We start from the raw sequence: 16703 nt of genomic DNA on the forward strand, positions 1-16703 counted from the left end.
TGCCGTGGCTGGACGGCGCGCCGACCCCGGATGTCGGCGGCGCGCAGGCGTACTCGGCCGACCCCAGGTGCAGCCGCGGCTTCGGCAGCGCGGGCGGCGCGCTCGCGGACGGCAAGGTCCCGGCCGAGCTGGAGATCTGGTACCGCAGGGCGGGCTCGCTCTGCCCGGAGATCACCCCCTCGCTGCTGGCCGCGCAGGCCAGGCAGGAGTCCGGCTTCCGGCGCGGGCTCACCTCGCCCGCGGGCGCGCAGGGGCTGGCGCAGTTCCTGCCGGGCACCGCCGCCTCGACCAACCCGGACGACGGCCAGCCCTACGTGATCGACGCCGACGGCAACGGCACCGCCAGCGTCTGGGACGACGGCGACGCCATCATCGGCCAGGGCCGCTACATGTGCGCCATCGCGGGCAAGATCAAGGGCTGGATCGCCGACGGCCGGGTGCGCGGCGACGTCGTCCCGCTGACGCTGGCCGCCTACAACGCGGGCGAGGGCGCGGTGCTCGCCTCCGGCGGCATGCCCAACCAGTACGCTGCGCACCTCTCGGAAACCGCACCCTACGTGCGCAATATCCTCAGCATGGAGCCGGAGTACCGCGACCCAGGTGCGAACGGGCGCTTCACCCCGGAGGAGGGCGGCGGCACCGCGCAGGTGCTCGCCGCCGCGCAGGAGTGGGTCGGCACCCCGTACGTCTGGGGCGGCGGCGGGCCACAGGGGCCGAGCAGCGGCGGGCTGGACGGTCCCGGGCTCACCGCCGCCGCGGTCTTCGCCGCCTCCTCCGGCACGGTGACGCTGCCGCGCACCGCCGAACAGCAGTGGGAGGCGGGCGCCGAGGTGCCGCTGGCCCAGGCCGCCCCCGGCGACCTGGTGTTCAGCGGCTTCGGCGCGCGCGGCCCCGCGCAGGTCGGGGTGTACGCCGGGAACGGCAGCATGATCCAGGCGGTGCCGGGCGCGAACGGTCAGGGCGGCGGCGTCACCGAGGTGCCGGTGCCGGGTGACGCCAGGGCGAGGAGGGTGCTGTGAATACTCGGCCGACGTGCGCGGACGCGTTACCCTGGAGGGGCAAGGGGAATTCACGCGCGACGCTGGTGGTGGTGCTGATGGCGGGCATCGCGGTGCTGCTCGCGGCCTGCGGCAACCGAGAGCCGGACTCCGCCGCGCCCGGCGGGGCAGGCCAGGCGACCTCGACCACGAGGCAGTTGGAAGCCGTCCCCGCCCCGGACCCGGTCACGCCGGACGGCGTCGCGGTCGCCGCGCTGCGCGAGATCTACACCTGGAACCCGGCCGCCGAGGCGCCGGGCGATTCGCTGGCGCGGGCCCGGAAGTTTCTCGGCCCCAGCCTGATCCGCACCGCGGATGCCCCCGCCGCGGACGGGCCGAAGCCGACCCTGCAGTGGGGGGAGTGGGCTGCCGCGGGAGCGACGGTGCGGGCGTTCACCTTCGCGTCCGGGGAGCGGCCGCTCGCGGCGGCGGACCCGAACGTGCGACAGTTCAAGATCGGAATCGAGCAGACCGTCGAGTACCGGAACGGCAGGCAGGAGCAGCTGCCGCCGGCCACCGTGATCGCCACCGTGGTGCGCACCGCCGAGGGCTGGCGGCTCGACGGTTTCCGCTGACCCGTTTCATCACAGAGTCCGGAGGAGCGCATGGCTAAGAAGAACGTGGTCAAGGACCCGGCCGAGGTCGGGCCCGACCTCGGGCTGTACGCCGTCTACGCGGGCTTCGCCGTCTTCGGCACGCTGTATCTCGCGCTGCACCTGGGCAACTGGTTCCTGACGCCGCCGCAGGACATGCCGATCAACCCGGTCGACATCGTCATCAGGCTGGTGAAGGGCGAACTCCGCTGGCCACCGGCGACGACGGCGCTGATCCTGCTGGTGATCGCGCTGGTGATCGCCTTCGTGCTGCTGCGCAAGCGGCGGACCAAGAAGGCGGCGGCCGGGCGGCTCGGGGTGGACGAGAAGGCCGACAAGATGGGCAACGGCAGCGCCATCGCGTCGCTCACCGAGGCCGGGGTGCGGGCCAAGGCCGAGCAGCTCGGCACCCGGCTGGAGCCGGGGCACAGCCCCGGCGTGCCGATCGGTATCGGGGTGGCCGACGGGGTCATGCTCTACGGGTCGTACGAGGATCTGCACCTGGACATCTGGGGGCCGCGGCAGGGGAAGTCCACGTCCCGGGTGATCCCGGCCATCCTCACCGCCATCGGGCCGGTGCTGGCGACGTCGAACAAGCGCGATGTGGTGGACGCGACGCGGGATGTGAGGGAGGCGAAGGGCAGCCGCACCTTCGTCTTCGACCCGCAGGGCGTGGCGGGGGAGGAGCCGACCTGGTTCTGGGATCCGCTGAAGTGGGTCGACGCCGCGCACGAGGGCTGCGAGATGCGCGCCGCCCGGCTGGCCGGGCACTTCGCCGACGGCGACGACGGCGAGGACGCCAAGGGCGACGCCTTCTTCGACCCGGAGGCCGAGGACCTGCTGGCCGGGCTCTTCCTCGCCGCCGCGGTCGGCGACGGCCCCGGGCAGCCGCGCCCGATCACCCAGATCTGGGAGTGGGTCACCAACCCGCTCGACACCGAGCCGATCGAGCTGCTGCGCCGCGCCAGGCACCACTTCACCGCGTCCGGCCTCTCCTCGCAGTACAACGCCGACCCGCGCACCCAGAGCGGCATCTTCGGCACCGCCAAGAAGATGGTGCGCTGCCTCAAGCTCTCCAATGTGCATCCGTGGGTCTCCCGCGGCGACGACCGCAGCGAATTCGACGAGCTGGCCTTCCTGGAGGGCAACGGCACCCTCTACAGCCTCTCGCTCGAGGGCCGCGGCTCGGCGTCGCCGCTGGTGAGCGCGCTCACCGAGGCGGTGATCGACGTGGCCATGCGAAAGGCGTCGAAGTCGCGCGGCGGCCGGCTGCCGGTCCCGCTGCTCGCGGTGCTCGACGAGGCCGCGAACGTGGTGCGCTGGAAGGATCTGCCCAAGCAGTACAGCCACTTCGGCTCGCGTGGCATCGTCGTGATGACGGTACTGCAGTCCTGGGCGCAGGGCGTGCGCTGCTGGGGGCAGGCCGGGATGAACGCGCTCTGGGCGGCGGCGAACATCAAGGTGCTCGGAAGTGGGGTTGACGACACCAGCTTCCTGCGCGAACGGTCCGAGGCGATCGGCTCGCACGACGCCATCTCGCAGTCGGTCTCGGAATCCAGTGGCGGCAAGAGCTTCTCCCGCTCGCTGAGTTCGTCTACCACGTTCAGCGTGCAGGCGCTGGCCCAGCTGCCGCGCGGCCGGATCATCGTGTTCGCCTCCGGCGCGCCGCCGGTACTCGTTCGAACGGTGCCGTGGTGGGAGAGCGAGTACGCTGCCGAAGTGAAGAACTCCATCGCGCGGCACGATCCGCAGCGCAAGACGGAGATCACCGACCTCTACGGTTCGCCGTCGCTCGACAAGCAGATCGCCGGCGAGGATCAGGGGCAGATCGAGGAGGTGCGGCCGCTGTGATGGAACCGCAGCAGCAGCAGCCCATGGTCCATGCGACCGTGGTCGAATTCGTGGAAAACTACCTGAGCGTGGTCTACCGGCGCCAGGTGACCGATCTGGGCGACACCGTCTGGTGCCCGGAGTGGTTCAAGCATGCCGAGGCGTGGGCGCGGCTGGACGCGCTGTGGCGCGCCTGGGAGCACTACCGGCTGGACGGCGCGACCGGGATGAGCGTGTGGTTCCTGGATCACGCCGATCCGCACATGGCCAAGCTTTTCGACCCGCGCGGGCCGTTCAAGTACTGCAGTGTGCGCAACGGCCACAAGGACATGCTCAACCCGCTGCCGGTGAAATCGCCGCAGCAGGGCGTGTTCGCCGATCCCACGCTGGGCGAGTACCGGATCTGAAGCCGTCGCCGGGCGGGTACGCCGCCCGGCAGCCGGGTCAGTTGCGGGTGCGCTGGAGGCCGCGTGGATCCTGCTCGCGCCCGCCGCGCTGCACCGACGGCGCGTCCGGGCGGGTGCGCACCGCCTCCTCCGGCGGTGCGCCGTGGCCCATCTCGACCAGCATCCGCACCGCGGCGAGTTCCGGTGCCACGCCGAGCCGTTCGAGGTGCTGCGCGATGGCGCTGCGGCGCTCGGCGGAGTCGTAGCGGAGCGCGGGCTTGGCCGCGAGCGCGGATTCGGCCGCGGCCATGCCGACGGAATCCCGCTCGGCGGAGAGCCGATCCTTCTCCAGCGACAGCCCCTTGGACGGCGCGGGCGCGCGATCCATCAACCGGCTCAGCTCCACGTTCCGCGGATCCTTCGCCTTGGATTCCCTGGCCTCCCGGACCTGGAGCTCCCTGGCCTCCTTCATCCTGGCCTCGGTGACCTTGACGCGCGCCTCGGCTTCCTTCTGACCGCGTTCCCTGGTGCGGAGCGCGACGAGTGTCGCGATCTGCAACATGGTCCGCATCACCGCGGCGGTCTCTTTGCCGATGTCGTCCAATTCCTCGGCCATGGCTGGCTCCCCGATGCCGCAGTTATCCGATGTGGTGGTACACCAGACGAACGTCGCGGGACCTTCAGGGACCACTCGGTAGGGAAATCGCTACCGGCGGAACTCCCTTCAGGCCCCGCGACCGAGAATGCTCCTCAGTCGAGATTACAGGATGCTCCGGCAAATGTGCGCGCCATCAGCGTGTCCTTCGCGGAATACTGCGCAAAGCAGGCGTTAGATACCGACCGGTCTGCCGCTGCTATCGGGCATCGGGTGCGCGCCGCCCTCCCTCTATGGTGTCGTGAGACGTTGTTCAGGGAGGTCGGGCCGGCCGAGCGGTCGCCGACACGAGGGGGGACGATGCCGAAATCGGCTGAGAGTCGGGTGCGCTGCCCGCGTGGTGTGTGCTGATGGCAGGGGGCTTCTACAACCACTACGACGATCCCGACGAGTTCTGGGATGACGAGCCGCTGGTAGCCGGTACCGCGGTCCGGTCGATTCGATCGCCGTCGTCTGTGGCGGAGCCTCCGGTCCGGTCCGCCGATCGAGCTGTTCCGTCCGGTGGGATCGAGCTCGTGCCACCCCTCGAGTCGGCGCTGGTATCGGTGGAGGTGGGTCTCGACTGCCTGCCGATCGGCATCACTTTGGAGCGCGGCTGGAAGAGCGCTTTCGAGCCGTCCCGGTATGCCGGGTCGATCATGGAGGCCTACCGGCACGGCCTCTACGTGATGGCCATTCGCGCCGTCGAAGGCGGCGCTTTGCCTCCGGCGACGAGGATGTCGCTTCGCGCCGCCACGCCGTTGTTGCTGCGGACAGTGACGCTCGACGAGTTCCGTCAGCTCTACGACCGCCTGTTCGGCGACGTCCCGGTCACGGTGCACGGGCCTGGCCGGGATCGATTCGGTGGGCCCGGACTCACTGTCACCGGCACTGTCTCCAAGCTGATCTCGATCGAGATCGATCGCGGCTGGGCGGAGCAGACCGAGACCGCTTTCATCGCGCAGGACGTTCTGCAGTGCTGCGAGCAGATCCGCGCTTCCCGACCGCATCCGGTGGTCGATGCGTATCTGGACGAGGAGTCGATCAGTGAGCTGGCTTCACGCATCGTGGCGCACGAGCGCCACTTGTTGCGGCACAGCTAGTTTGCCGCAGGCCGGGAAATTCGTCACGACGGAAGAGTGGATACCGAACGATCATGGCCGAACTGACCGAAATAACTCTGGAGCAAGTCAGAAATGACTTTGCTGCCAAGTACGAGGAACTGAAGAAGACGCCGGACACGCTCAATCATGCGGTCGATCAGCTGAAGTACTACACACCGCTCATCTACCTCAAGGTCACGGAGGTGCGGGACGACATCCAGCAGAAACTCGCCGAACTCTTCGATCTGCTCGATCAGGCGGTCGAGGGGATGTACGCTCCGTGGCTCTTTCTGAACTACGCGGCAAAGTGGCAGGCTGTGGGCGGCCGGGTTCGCGATGGCAACGGTATGCAGGGCAGACGTGAAAACAATATGGAGGGCCGCTGGGACGGAAGTGCCTACAAGGCATTCAAGACGACAAAAGAGAGTCAGCAGGCGGCGATGGTGTCCATCGACGCCATGTGCACCACGATGCACGACCGCCTCGTCACCGTCGCGGAGGAGGGGCAGAACCTCTACTACAACCTCGTCAATAAACTGGCGTCGATCATCGGTAGTGTGGCGACCTTCGCTGCCGAGACTTCGGCTACCGCGGGTGCTGCGGCGATCTGGACGATCAACAATCTCAACGACGCTATTGTCAAGGCCGTCGAACTCGTTGCTCAAGCGCTGACGGATTTCGTGAAGGTCCAGAGCAAAGTGTACGGGGCCGCCAACGATCTCAAGAAAATGATCGTGGCTCCCGCGGGGTTCGATGTCGCGAGCTCGGGCAAGGTGACGTGGCCGAGTACCGCTGCCGAGCAGTACGACAGCAGGGACGACGGCTGGAAGCAGGACGGAGCGGCATGATGAGCAGGAAAACCCTGCCGGGAATCGTGGCGGCAGTCACTACCGTGAGTGCTCTGACCGCTTGTGGGACCGAGAATCCGGCTGATCCGGCCACCCATCCCGGTTCGACGGCGGCGGCGGTGACCTCCACCCGGACAGCTCTGGGCTGTACGTACGACAAGCGCGGGGATTCGCGGTCCGTCGAGGAGGAGCGCCTCGGATCGGCGATTCTGGCTTTGCCGTTCCCCGCGAATATCTGCCTGTTCTCGGTCAAGGTGAGCGACTCGCTCGACAGGCCCGGAATGAGCTGGGTCACGATCGCACTCGAAGCGCCCGAGTCGAAGAGTCCCAACGATCTGCGATCGATCGCGACCGACATCGCGCAGGTCGTGAAGACGACCGACGTCGGATCGCGGACCGCGGTTCTGGACATCACGAACGGGGGCGCGCCACCGCCCAGATACTCGGAGTTACTGACCGATGAGGATTTTCAACAGCACTCTTGGAACGGCAACCCCTCCGAAGAGTCCGACCGCGCGATCTGGAAAGTGGTGAGCCAGTAGTGGCCAGGGAAATCAGCGTAGATGTCGAACTTCTGGAAAAAGTCTCCAAAGTGTGGATGAGCGAGGTTGCACCCACGCTCGGGTTGGCGGCGACGAGTATCGATGAGCTGAAGTACACGGCCGTGCAGTTCGGACCGCTGTTCGCCCTGATGTGGTCCGAGTACAGCCAAGCCGCCAATTTCCTCCAGAACCGTCTCGAGGAAGCCAAACCCGCGGCTGAACAACTCGGAAACGCGCTTTACTCGGCTGCGGCCAGTTTCCGGCAGCAGGAGCACGATCAGTCGAAGAAGCTCGAGAAGATTCCCGAATAGTTCATGGGCCGGCAACCCTGAGTCGCGCCGGATAAGCCGGACGCCGAGCCTCCTCGGGGAGTGGCCCGGCGTCCTGCCCGGTCAGTCGATCTGGACGGTGCTCAGGGTGATGGGCTCGTTCGGCGCGCCGTCACCGGGGCCGTTCGCGCTGTCGGTGCCGATCGCGGCGATCCGATCCAGCGTCGCCAGGCTCGCGTCGTCCACCCTGCCGAAGATGGTGTACTGCGGCGGAAGCTGGGAATCGCCGTAGACCAGGAAGAACTGGCTGCCATTGGTGCCGGGGCCCGCGTTGGCCATGGCGAGCACACCGCGCTGGTACGGGACCGGCTGGCCGGAGGCGGGGTCCATCTGGTCGTACTGGTCGGTCGGGTACTCGTTGTCGTACTCGTAGCCGGGGCCGCCGGTTCCGGTTCCGGTGGGGTCGCCGCACTGCAACACCTTCAGCCCCTCGCCCGCGGTGAGGCGGTGGCAGTCGGTGCCGTCGAAGAAGCCCTGGCTGGCCAGGCTGGCGAAGCTGTTGACGGTGCACGGCGAGGCCGCGTTGTCCAGGGTGACGCCGATCGGGCCGACGCTGGTGTCGATGCTCATGCTCAGGGTGGCGTCGGCGCCGGTGGTCGGGATGCCCGTGGTCTTGCTCGGCTTCTGCACCGGCTTGTCGGCGGGCTTGACGCCATCCCGGTAGGTGCAGTCCACGGCCGCGGCCTTGGGCTCGGCGGCGGGCAGCTCGCCGGCGACCGGGGTGCTGGAGAGCGAGGCGTCGGCCTGGTCGGTGGTGCTGTCGTCGCCACTGGTGAGGAAGTACACGCCGATGCCCGCCGCAACCACCACCACGACTCCGAGTACCGACCCCGCGATCGTCAGCTGCCTGCGCTTGCGCGCCCGCTCCGCCCGGTTGGCCAGCTGGCGCTCCAGCTTCCGCTTCGCCGTTGCTCGTCGCTGTTCGTTGCTCGGCACTGGCAGATCCTCCCGTTTCCGTGTCTTCCGCCCTACGAGTGTGCCATCCCTCCCTGAGACGGCTCGCGGCTGTGCGGAACCGGTTGGACTCCGCACCCCCCGGTGGAGGAAACTGGACCATCGTGACCAAGACCAGCAGCTTCGCCGCGCCCAAGGGAGTCCCGGACTACCTGCCCCCCGCCTCGGCCGAGTTCGTCGCGGTGCGCGACGGGCTGGTCGGCGCCGCCAGGCTGGCCGGATACGGGCATGTGGAGCTGCCGATCTTCGAGGACACCGGGCTCTTCGCGCGCGGCGTCGGCGAGTCCACCGACGTGGTGAGCAAGGAGATGTACACCTTCGCCGACCGCGGCGAGCGCAGCGTCACGCTGCGCCCCGAGGGCACCGCGGGCGTCATGCGCGCGGTCATCGAGCACAACCTCGACCGCGGCCAGCTCCCGGTCAAGCTCTGCTACGCGGGCCCGTTCTTCCGCTACGAGCAGCCGCAGGCCGGGCGGTACCGGCAGCTGCAGCAGGTGGGCGTGGAGGCGATCGGGGTCGACGACCCGGCGCTCGACGCCGAGGTGATCGCCGTCGCCGACGCCGGGTTCCGCGGGCTCGGGCTCACCGATTTCCGGCTGGAGCTCACCTCGCTCGGCGACGACACCTGCCGCCCGCAGTACCGCGAGCTGCTGCAGGAGTTCCTGCTCGGGCTGCCGCTGGACGCGGAGACCAGGCGTCGCGCCCAGCTGAACCCGCTGCGCGTGCTGGACGACAAGCGCCCCGAGGTCCGCGAGCTCACCGCGAACGCCCCGCTCATGCTCGACCACCTGTCCGAATCGGCCAAGGCGCACTTCGAGCAGGTGCTCGGCTACCTGGACGGGCTCGGCGTGCCGTACGTGGTGAACCCGCGCATGGTCCGCGGCCTCGACTACTACACCAAGACCACCTTCGAGTTCGTGCACGACGGCCTAGGCGCGCAGTCCGGCATCGGCGGCGGCGGCCGCTACGACGGGCTGATGGCGCAGCTCGGCGGCGCCGAGCTCTCCGGGATCGGCTTCGGCCTCGGGGTCGACCGCACGGTGCTCGCGCTGCGCGCGGAGGGGAAGGAAGCGGGCGATCCGGCGCGCTGCGACGTCTACGGGGTGCCGCTCGGCGACGCCGCCAAGCAGCGGCTCGTCGTCCTCGCCGGGGAGCTGCGCACCGCCGGGATCCGGGTCGATCTCGCCTACGGCGGGCGCGGCGTCAAGGGCGCCATGAAGGCCGCCGACCGCTCCGGCGCCCGCTTCGCGCTCGTCCTCGGCGACCGCGACCTGGCCGAGGGCACCATCGGGGTGAAGAACCTGGCCGACGGGGAGCAGCGGCAGGTGCCGCTGGCCGAGGTGGCCGGCGTGCTGCGGGATCAGCTCGGCTGAGCCGGGAGAGGAGAGAGCCCCGGATGAACGAGGACGCCGCGCACGAGGACGCCGCCCCGAAACCCGCCCCGGCCCCGGCCCGGCCGCCGGTGGGGCTGGATCTGGTCGAGCCCGAGGTGTACGCGCCGACCCTGCGCAAGCTCGCCGCCTTCGCGGCGGGCGCCGGGCTGATCGCGGCGCTGCTCGCCGCGGTGCTGCTCGGCCCGGTGCCCGCGCTCGCGGTGTTCCTGGTGATCGCGGCGCCGACCGTGCTCACCGTCGCGGCGGTGCGCAGGCGCCGGATGTGGCTGGCGGACGGCGTCATCCACGCCCGCACGGTGCTCGGCGAGCGCCGGGTGGCGGCGGCCGCGGCCACCGAGGTCGCGGTGCTGGTGCTGCCGGGGCGGATCAGCCGGGTCGCGCTCCGGATCACCGCGGGCGGTCCGGCGATCACCGTCCCGCTGGCGCTCTACACCGGCGGCGCAGGCGCCGAGGCGGGCGAGGCACGCGGCCGGGAGCTGCCGCTGCTCGGGCTGCGCGGGCTCGCCGACGCGCTGGCCGCCGCCCCGCTGGCGGCGGCGCTCGCGCTCTCCTCGGTGCTGGTGGCGCAGCTGCGCGCCGAGGCGCGCGACGCCCCGCTGGAGCAGCGCCCGCTCTACCGCGCGGTGCGGGCCGCGCTGGACGCCGGGCACCGGCGCGCGGTGGTGCTCAGCGACCGGGAGATCGCCGACCTGGCCTGAGCCTGTCTGCTCGCTCACCTTCGGCGGCCCGCGGCGGTGAGCCTCGATAGGGTTGGGGACGTCCGTGCCCCCGCTGAACAGGAGAGCCCGCCGTGACCAGCACCGATCGCACCGCTCCGGTGACCGTCGCCGTCACCGGCGGCGCGGGCCAGATCGCCTACGGGCTGCTCTTCCGGATCGCCTCCGGCGCCATGCTCGGCGCGCACACGCCGGTGCGGCTGCGGCTGCTGGAGATCCCGGCCGCGGTGGCCTCGCTCGCGGGCGTCGCGATGGAGCTGGAGGACGGCGCCTTCCCGCTGCTGGAGTCGGTGGACATCAGCGACGACCCGTGGACCGGCTTCGCCGGGGCGAATATCGCGCTGCTGGTCGGCGCCAGGCCGCGCACCGCGGGCATGGAGCGCGGCGACCTGCTCGCCGCCAACGGCCCGATCTTCACCGAGCAGGGCGCCGCCATCAACGCGGCCGCCGCCGACGACGTCAAGGTGCTCGTGGTCGGCAACCCGGCCAACACCAATGCCTTCATCGCCAGGAGCAATGCCCCCGACGTGCCCGCCGAGCGCTTCACCGCCATGACCAGGCTGGACCACAACCGGGCCATCGCCCAGCTGGCCCGCAAGACCGGCACGCCCGCGGCCGGGATCGCCCGGGTGGCGGTCTGGGGCAACCACTCCGCCACCCAATACCCCGACATCACGCACGCGACCATCGGCGGCCGCGACGCCCGCGCGGTGATCGCCGACCCGGCCTGGGTGGAGCGCGACTTCATCCCGACGGTGCAGCAGCGCGGGACCGCCATCATCGAGGCGCGCGGCGCCTCCTCCGCGGCCAGCGCCGCGAGCGCCGCCATCGACCACATCCACGACTGGGTGCTCGGCACCGCGCCCGGCGACTGGACCTCCATGGCGGTGCCGTCGGACGGCTCCTACGGCGTGCCCGAGGGGCTGATCAGCTCCTTCCCGGTGACCTGCGCCGACGGCGGGTACCGGATCGTCCCGGACCTGGAGATCGACGACTTCTCCCTGGCCAGGATCGAGCTCAGCGCGGCCGAGCTCGACCAGGAGCGGTCCGCCGTGATCGACCTCGGCTTCGCCAAGAAGGACTGAGGGGCCCGGCCGAGGGCCGGAAGCGGGCGTCCGGCGGACGCCGGGCGCGGCGGAGGTGATTGCGGTCGTCGCGCGCGGTCAGCGCTCGGCGGGGCCGACGGTCCAGGTCTCGGGGCCGTCGAGCAGCGCTTGCAGATCGCCGGGTTCACCGGCGGCGAGCTGGGCGCGCACCCCGTCGTCGTAGGTCGGCCGCTCGACATCCCGCAGAATGCCGGTGACCACGTGGTTCAGCTCCTGGTCGCCGAGCCGGGCCAGGGCGTGCGGGTACCCGGGGTCGGTGCTGTGCGCGTCGTGCACGACCACCTCCATGTCGCCCACCTCGTCCGCCCGCGCCACCGTCAGCCCGAACCCCGACCGCACCACGGCGAACTCCCGATCCGCGCCGAACCGCAGCGGCTCCCCGTGCCGCAGCGGGATCAGGCGCCGCGGCGCCTCCTCGCGGCGCAGCACGTCGAACGAGCCGTCGTTGAAGATCGGGCAGTCCTGCAGGATCTCCACGAAGGCCGCGCCCCGGTGCGCGGCCGCCGCGCGCAGCACCTCGGTGAGCCCGGCCCGGTCCGAGTCCAGCGCCCGCCCGACGAAGCTCGCGTCCGCGCCGAGGGCGAGCGCGAGCGTGTCGAAGGGGTGGTCCACCGAGCCGAGCGGCGTCGACTTGGTGACCTTGCCCGGCTCCGAGGTCGGCGAGTACTGCCCCTTGGTGAGCCCGTAGATCCGATTGTTGAACAGCAGGATCGTCATGTTCACATTGCGCCGCAGCGCGTGGATCAGGTGGTTGCCGCCGATGGAGAGCGCGTCGCCGTCGCCGGTCACCACCCAGACCGAGAGATCCGGCCTGGTCACCGCGAGCCCGGTGGCGATGGCGGGCGCCCGGCCGTGGATGGAGTGGATGCCGTAGGCGTCCAGGTAGTACGGGAAGCGGCTGGAGCAGCCGATCCCGGAGACGAACATGAGGTTCTCCCGGCGCAGCCCGAGCTCGGCGAGGAAGCCGCGCACCGTGGCCAGGATGACGTAGTCGCCGCAGCCGGGGCACCACCGCACCTCCTGGTCGGTGGTGTAGTCCTTCGCCTTCTGCGGCGTCAGCGCGAGCGGCACGTGCGCCAGCCCGGTGTGCGCGTGGTCGTCGATGATCGTCATCGGCTGCCCTCGGTCCGATAGGTCGCCCGCGCGCGGGCGGCGAAATCCTTGTCCTGCTCCAGCTCCCGGATCGAGCCGTCCAGCGCCGCGTCGATCACGCCGACGAGCTCGGCGGTGGGGAAGGCGGTGCCTGCGGTCCTGGTCCAGGGCACCACGTCCACCAGGTAGCGGGCGCGCAGCAGCAGCGCGAGCTGCCCGCCGTTCAGCTCCGGCGCCACCACCGTGCGGTACCGGCCGAGCACCGCGCCGAGATTCGCCGGGAGGGGGTTGAGGTGGCGCAGCTGCGCGTGCGCCACCGAGCGCCCGCGCCGCCGCGCCCGGCGGCACGCCTCGCCGATCGGGCCGTACGAGCTGCCCCAGCCGATGAGCAGCACCTCGGCGGCGCCGTCCGGGTCGTCCACCTCCAGGTCGGGCACCGGGATCCCGTCGATCTTGCTGCGGCGCAACCGGACCATGAGGTCGTGGTTCGCCGGGTCGTAGGAGATGTCGCCGGTGCCGTCGGCCTTCTCCAGCCCGCCGATCCGATGCGCCAGCCCCGGCGTGCCCGGCACCGCGAACGGGCGGGCCAGCGTCTCCGGGTCGCGGGCGTAGGGCAGGAACTCCCGCTCGGGGTCGGGCTCGGCGAAGCCGGGGTCGATCGGCTCCAGCTCGGCCACCCGCGGGATCGCCCACGGCTCCGACCCGTTCGCGATGGCGCCGTCGGAGAGCAGCAGCACCGGGGTGCGGTGCACCAGCGCGATCCTGGCCGCCTCGACGGCGGTGGCGAAGCAGTCCGCGGGGGAGCGCGGGGCCAGCACCGGCACCGGCGATTCCCCGTTCCGGCCGTAGAGCGCCTGCAGCAGGTCGGCCTGCTCGGTCTTGGTCGGCAGCCCGGTGGAGGGGCCGCCGCGCTGCACATCGATCACCAGCAGCGGGACCTCGGTCATCACCGCGAGCCCGATCGTCTCGCTCTTCAGCGCGAGCCCCGGCCCCGAGGTGCTGGTGACCCCGAGCGCGCCGCCCAGCGCGGCCCCGAGCGCCGCGCCGATCCCGGCGATCTCGTCCTCGGCCTGGAAGGTGGTGACGCCGAAGGACTTCTGCCTGCTCAGTTCGTGCAGGATGTCCGAGGCCGGGGTGATCGGGTAGCTGCCGAGGAAGACCGGGATCCCGGCCAGCCTGCCCGCGGTCACGATGCCGTAGGCGAGCGCGGTGTTCCCGGTGATCTGCCGGTAGCTGCCCGGCGGCAGCGCGGCCGGGGCGACGTGGTAGGTGGTGGCGAAGCTCTCGGTGGTCTCGCCGTAGGCGAACCCGGCGCGGAAGGCGAGCAGGTTCGCCTCCGCGATCTCCGGCCGCTGCGCGAACTTCTCCCGCAGGAAGCGCTCGGTGCCGCCGATCGGGCGGCCGTACATCCAGGAGAGCAGCCCGAGCGCGAACATATTGCGCGCTCGCTTGCCGTCTTTCTTGCCCGCGCCCGCCGCCTCGGTGGCGCCCGCGGTGAGCGTGGTCATCGGCACCCGGTGCAGCACCAGGTCGCCGAGTGTGCCGTCGTCCAGCGGATTTTCGGCGTACCCCGCCTTGGCCAGGTTGCGCCCGGTGAACTCGTCGGTGTCCACGATGACGGTGGCGCCGCGCGGCAGCTCGGCCAGGTTGGCGGCGAGCGCGGCCGGGTTCATGGCGACCAGCACGTCGGGGTGGTCACCGGCGCTGAGGATGTCGTGGTCGGCGATCTGGATCTGGAACGACGAGACCCCGGGCAGCGTGCCCTGCGGCGCCCTGATCTCGGCCGGGAAGCTGGGCTGGGTGGCGAGGTCGTTGCCGAAGGCGGCCGCCTCGTGCGTGAACCGATCACCCGTGAGCTGCATGCCGTCGCCGGAATCACCGGCGAACCGGATCACCACGCGGTCCAGCGGGGTCGGCCCGCTGGCCTTTGCCGGATGCTCGGGGGGCACGGTCACTGCCTGCCTCACCGTCCTCGTCGTCGAGTGGTGCTAGCACCCGCCAAGGTACTCCCGCGGGCCCGCGGCGTCCGGCGTACTCGCCGGTACCGGCTCAGCCGAAGAGCGCGAGCTGCGGGGCGGGCCCCGGCTCCGGCCGCGGGGCCGGGGCGCTGACCGCGCTGTCGCGCACCAGCCCGTGCCGCTCGCGCAGCGGGTCGACCCGCGCGCGCAGCCAGCTCGCGTACTCCGGCGAGACCTGGGCGCCGCGCCCGTAGAGCTGCCGGTAGCGGCGCAGCAGCGCCGGGTGGTGCTCGGCCAGCCAGCCGAGGAACCAGCCCTTGGTGCTGCCGCGCAGGTGCATGGGAACGGCGGTCGCCGACTCCGCCCCGGCCCCCGCCAGCGCGGCGAAGAGCGCGTCCAGCTGCTCGCTGCCGTCGGTGAGGTACGGGATCACCGGCGCCACCATGACGTGCACGGCGAATCCGGCGTCGGCCAGCGCCGCGATCAGCTCCAGCCGCGCCTTCGGCGCCGGGGTGCCCGGCTCCAGGCCCCGGTGCAGCTCCGGGTCGAGCATGGAGAGCGAGACCGCCAGCCGCACCGGGACCTCGCCCGCGGCCGAGGCGAGCAGCGGCAGATCCCGGCGCAGCAGCGTGCCCTTGGTGAGTACCGAGAACGGCGTGCCGGAGGCGGCGAGCGCCCGGATGATGCCCGGCATCAGCCGGTACCGGCCCTCGGCGCGCTGGTAGGGATCGGTATTGGTGCCGAGCGCCACCGGCTCGCGGCGCCACGACTTGCGGCGCAGCTCGCGCCGGAGCACCGCCGCCACATTGGTCTTCACCACCAGCTGGGAGTCGAAATCCGCGCCCGCGTCGAGCTCGAGGTACTCGTGCGTCGGGCGGGCGAAGCAGTACCGGCAGGCGTGTGAGCAGCCCCGGATGGGGTTCACCGTCCAGCGGAAGGGCAGTTTCGAGTTCTCCGGCACCTCGTTCAGCGCGCTCTTGCAGAGCACCTCGTGGAAGGTGATGCCGTCGAATTCCGGCGTGCGGACGGTGCGGACGAAGTCGGCCCGGCTCAGCCCGGGTAGCGCGCCGTCGTCCGCGTCGAGGGACTGCCCCTGCCACCGCACGCCATCAGTCGAACACCAGTTCTAGGCGGTGTCAAGCGTGTCCGCGGGGGCCCGGCGCGGCGGCAGGGTGCCGTCGGCGAAGAAGCGGGCCAGGTCGTGCACGGTTTCGGTCATCGGCCGCGGCCGGTAGCCGAGTTCCGTGCTCGCCTTCGTGTGATCCACCTCCGGTGCGGAGACCAGCGCGCCGAGCGCGGCCTTGGAGACGATGTCGGTCTTGAAGAGCTTGCCGACCGGAGCCAGCAGCGGAATGGCCCGCTCGACCGGGCGGGCCGGGATGGTGAAGCGCGGGCCGCGGGTGCCGCCCGCGCGCGCCGCCTCCCGGCAGAGCGCGGGCATCCGCACCATCTCGCCGCCGAGCAGGTAGTTCTCCCCGGTGCGGCCGTGCTCGCCCGCGAGGATCAGCCCCAGCGCGACATCGCGCACGTCGACCAGGTCGAAGGCGCCGTCGATCATGGCCGGGATCCGGCCGCGGGCGGCGTCGCGCAGCGTCCGGTTGATCCGGGAGAGCGGCGTGCCGTGGTCGGCCGGGCCGTAGACGCCGGTCGGGTTGCAGAGCACCGCGTCCAGCCCCTGCTCGAGCACGGCCCGCAGCTCCTGCTCGCCCGCCCACTTGGAGCGGTCGTAGACCGGGAGGCCGGGGTCGGTGGAGCGGCCGGAGCGCTCGTCGATCCGGCCGCCGCAGTCGTACTGGTCGTAGGCGTGGATGGAGCTGGCATGCACCAGCCGGCGCGCGCCAGCCGCCAGCGCGGCCTCGGCCACCACCCGCACGCCCCTGGTGTTCACCCGCCACGCCAGATCGTTCCGGTCGGCCAGGGTGATCACCGCGACCAGGTGGTAGACGATCTCGGCGCCGTCGATCGCGGCGCGCACGGCGTCCGGGTTCAGCACGTCGGCGCTCACCCAGGTGACGCCGTCGGCGGTGGGGCCGGGGGGCGCGGCGCGGTCGATGGCGATCACCTCGTGACCGCGATCGGTGAGCAGGGGGAGGAGGTTGGAGCCGAGGTACCCCGCGGCGCCGGTCACTGCGACCTTCATGGCGACGAGAATATAGAACTTGTTCTAGATTGCAACACGTT

The 16703-nt window shown here is 71.2% G+C and carries 17 protein-coding genes; 11 read left to right on the top strand and 6 right to left on the bottom strand.

The annotated features are described in order from the left end of the window. From NH2_RS20705 to NH2_RS20720, 4 genes are all read left to right on the top strand, one after another. The coding region (locus NH2_RS20705; protein WP_157103895.1) for a C40 family peptidase at positions 1 to 1019 on the top strand (1019 nt) is incomplete at its 5' end. Positions 1020 to 1084: 65 nt separating this feature from the next. Beyond that, the gene (locus NH2_RS20710; RefSeq protein WP_157103896.1) at positions 1085 to 1612 is read left to right on the top strand and encodes a hypothetical protein; all 528 of its coding nucleotides are present in this window, start codon (positions 1085 to 1087) and stop codon (positions 1610 to 1612) included. Between the two features lie 30 nt (positions 1613 to 1642). Continuing rightward, positions 1643 to 3481 carry a type IV secretory system conjugative DNA transfer family protein gene (locus NH2_RS20715; RefSeq protein ID WP_067656870.1) on the top strand — a complete coding sequence of 613 codons (1839 nt, stop codon included), beginning with the start codon at positions 1643 to 1645 and terminating at the stop codon, positions 3479 to 3481. After that, complete coding sequence (locus NH2_RS20720) at positions 3481 to 3867, top strand: DUF4913 domain-containing protein (RefSeq protein ID WP_067656873.1); 387 nt, start codon at positions 3481 to 3483, stop codon at positions 3865 to 3867. The genes NH2_RS20715 and NH2_RS20720 overlap by 1 nt, the downstream gene beginning before the upstream one ends. Positions 3868 to 3904: 37 nt before the next feature. Here NH2_RS20720 and NH2_RS20725 read toward each other — a convergent pair whose 3' ends face one another. Next, positions 3905 to 4462, bottom strand: coding sequence for a hypothetical protein (locus NH2_RS20725; RefSeq protein ID WP_067656875.1), 558 nt, complete (start codon positions 4460 to 4462; stop codon positions 3905 to 3907). A gap of 389 nt (positions 4463 to 4851) precedes the next feature. On the opposite strand from NH2_RS20725, the gene NH2_RS20730 reads away from it, so the two are divergent. The 4 genes from NH2_RS20730 to NH2_RS20745 are packed head-to-tail and all read left to right on the top strand — an operon-like array spanning position 4852 to position 7284. Beyond that, positions 4852 to 5583, top strand: coding sequence for a hypothetical protein (locus NH2_RS20730; protein ID WP_067656877.1), 732 nt, complete (start codon positions 4852 to 4854; stop codon positions 5581 to 5583). Between the two features lie 53 nt (positions 5584 to 5636). Next, positions 5637 to 6431: a hypothetical protein gene (locus NH2_RS20735; RefSeq protein WP_067656880.1), complete on the top strand. Its 795-nt coding sequence runs from the start codon at positions 5637 to 5639 to the stop codon at positions 6429 to 6431. Beyond that, the gene (locus NH2_RS20740; RefSeq protein WP_157103897.1) at positions 6428 to 6973 is read left to right on the top strand and encodes a hypothetical protein; all 546 of its coding nucleotides are present in this window, start codon (positions 6428 to 6430) and stop codon (positions 6971 to 6973) included. The genes NH2_RS20735 and NH2_RS20740 overlap by 4 nt, the downstream gene beginning before the upstream one ends. Beyond that, the gene (locus NH2_RS20745) at positions 6973 to 7284 is read left to right on the top strand and encodes a type VII secretion target (protein ID WP_067656886.1); all 312 of its coding nucleotides are present in this window, start codon (positions 6973 to 6975) and stop codon (positions 7282 to 7284) included. The genes NH2_RS20740 and NH2_RS20745 overlap by 1 nt, the downstream gene beginning before the upstream one ends. A gap of 81 nt (positions 7285 to 7365) precedes the next feature. On the opposite strand, the gene NH2_RS20750 is transcribed toward NH2_RS20745, so the two are convergent. Further along, positions 7366 to 8238 (bottom strand): peptidylprolyl isomerase, encoded by an 873-nt coding sequence (locus NH2_RS20750; RefSeq protein ID WP_067656889.1) that lies wholly within the window; start codon positions 8236 to 8238, stop codon positions 7366 to 7368. 122 nt (positions 8239 to 8360) lie between these two features. On the opposite strand from NH2_RS20750, the gene hisS reads away from it, so the two are divergent. From hisS to NH2_RS20765, 3 genes are all read left to right on the top strand, one after another. After that, positions 8361 to 9629 (top strand): histidine--tRNA ligase, encoded by a 1269-nt coding sequence (gene hisS / locus NH2_RS20755; RefSeq protein ID WP_067656892.1) that lies wholly within the window; start codon positions 8361 to 8363, stop codon positions 9627 to 9629. Positions 9630 to 9652: 23 nt separating this feature from the next. After that, a complete protein-coding gene (locus tag NH2_RS20760) occupies positions 9653 to 10348 on the top strand; it encodes a hypothetical protein (protein ID WP_067656896.1) in 696 nt (231 codons plus the stop codon). Between the two features lie 92 nt (positions 10349 to 10440). Next, the gene (locus NH2_RS20765) at positions 10441 to 11451 is read left to right on the top strand and encodes a malate dehydrogenase (protein ID WP_067656899.1); all 1011 of its coding nucleotides are present in this window, start codon (positions 10441 to 10443) and stop codon (positions 11449 to 11451) included. A gap of 78 nt (positions 11452 to 11529) precedes the next feature. On the opposite strand, the gene NH2_RS20770 is transcribed toward NH2_RS20765, so the two are convergent. The 4 genes from NH2_RS20770 to NH2_RS20785 form a co-directional block, all read right to left on the bottom strand. Next, positions 11530 to 12585 carry a 2-oxoacid:ferredoxin oxidoreductase subunit beta gene (locus NH2_RS20770; protein WP_067656903.1) on the bottom strand — a complete coding sequence of 352 codons (1056 nt, stop codon included), beginning with the start codon at positions 12583 to 12585 and terminating at the stop codon, positions 11530 to 11532. Continuing rightward, the gene (locus NH2_RS20775; RefSeq protein WP_245650692.1) at positions 12582 to 14519 is read right to left on the bottom strand and encodes a 2-oxoacid:acceptor oxidoreductase subunit alpha; all 1938 of its coding nucleotides are present in this window, start codon (positions 14517 to 14519) and stop codon (positions 12582 to 12584) included. The genes NH2_RS20770 and NH2_RS20775 overlap by 4 nt, the downstream gene beginning before the upstream one ends. Before the next feature lie 94 nt (positions 14520 to 14613). Further along, the gene (locus NH2_RS20780) at positions 14614 to 15627 is read right to left on the bottom strand and encodes an Rv2578c family radical SAM protein (protein WP_067656906.1); all 1014 of its coding nucleotides are present in this window, start codon (positions 15625 to 15627) and stop codon (positions 14614 to 14616) included. Between the two features lie 21 nt (positions 15628 to 15648). Beyond that, the gene (locus NH2_RS20785; RefSeq protein ID WP_067656910.1) at positions 15649 to 16662 is read right to left on the bottom strand and encodes an NAD-dependent epimerase/dehydratase family protein; all 1014 of its coding nucleotides are present in this window, start codon (positions 16660 to 16662) and stop codon (positions 15649 to 15651) included. Between the last annotated feature and the right edge of the window lie 41 nt (positions 16663 to 16703).

The organism is Nocardia harenae NBRC 108248 (genome assembly GCF_001612885.1).
Lineage (GTDB): Bacteria > Actinomycetota > Actinomycetes > Mycobacteriales > Mycobacteriaceae > Nocardia > Nocardia harenae.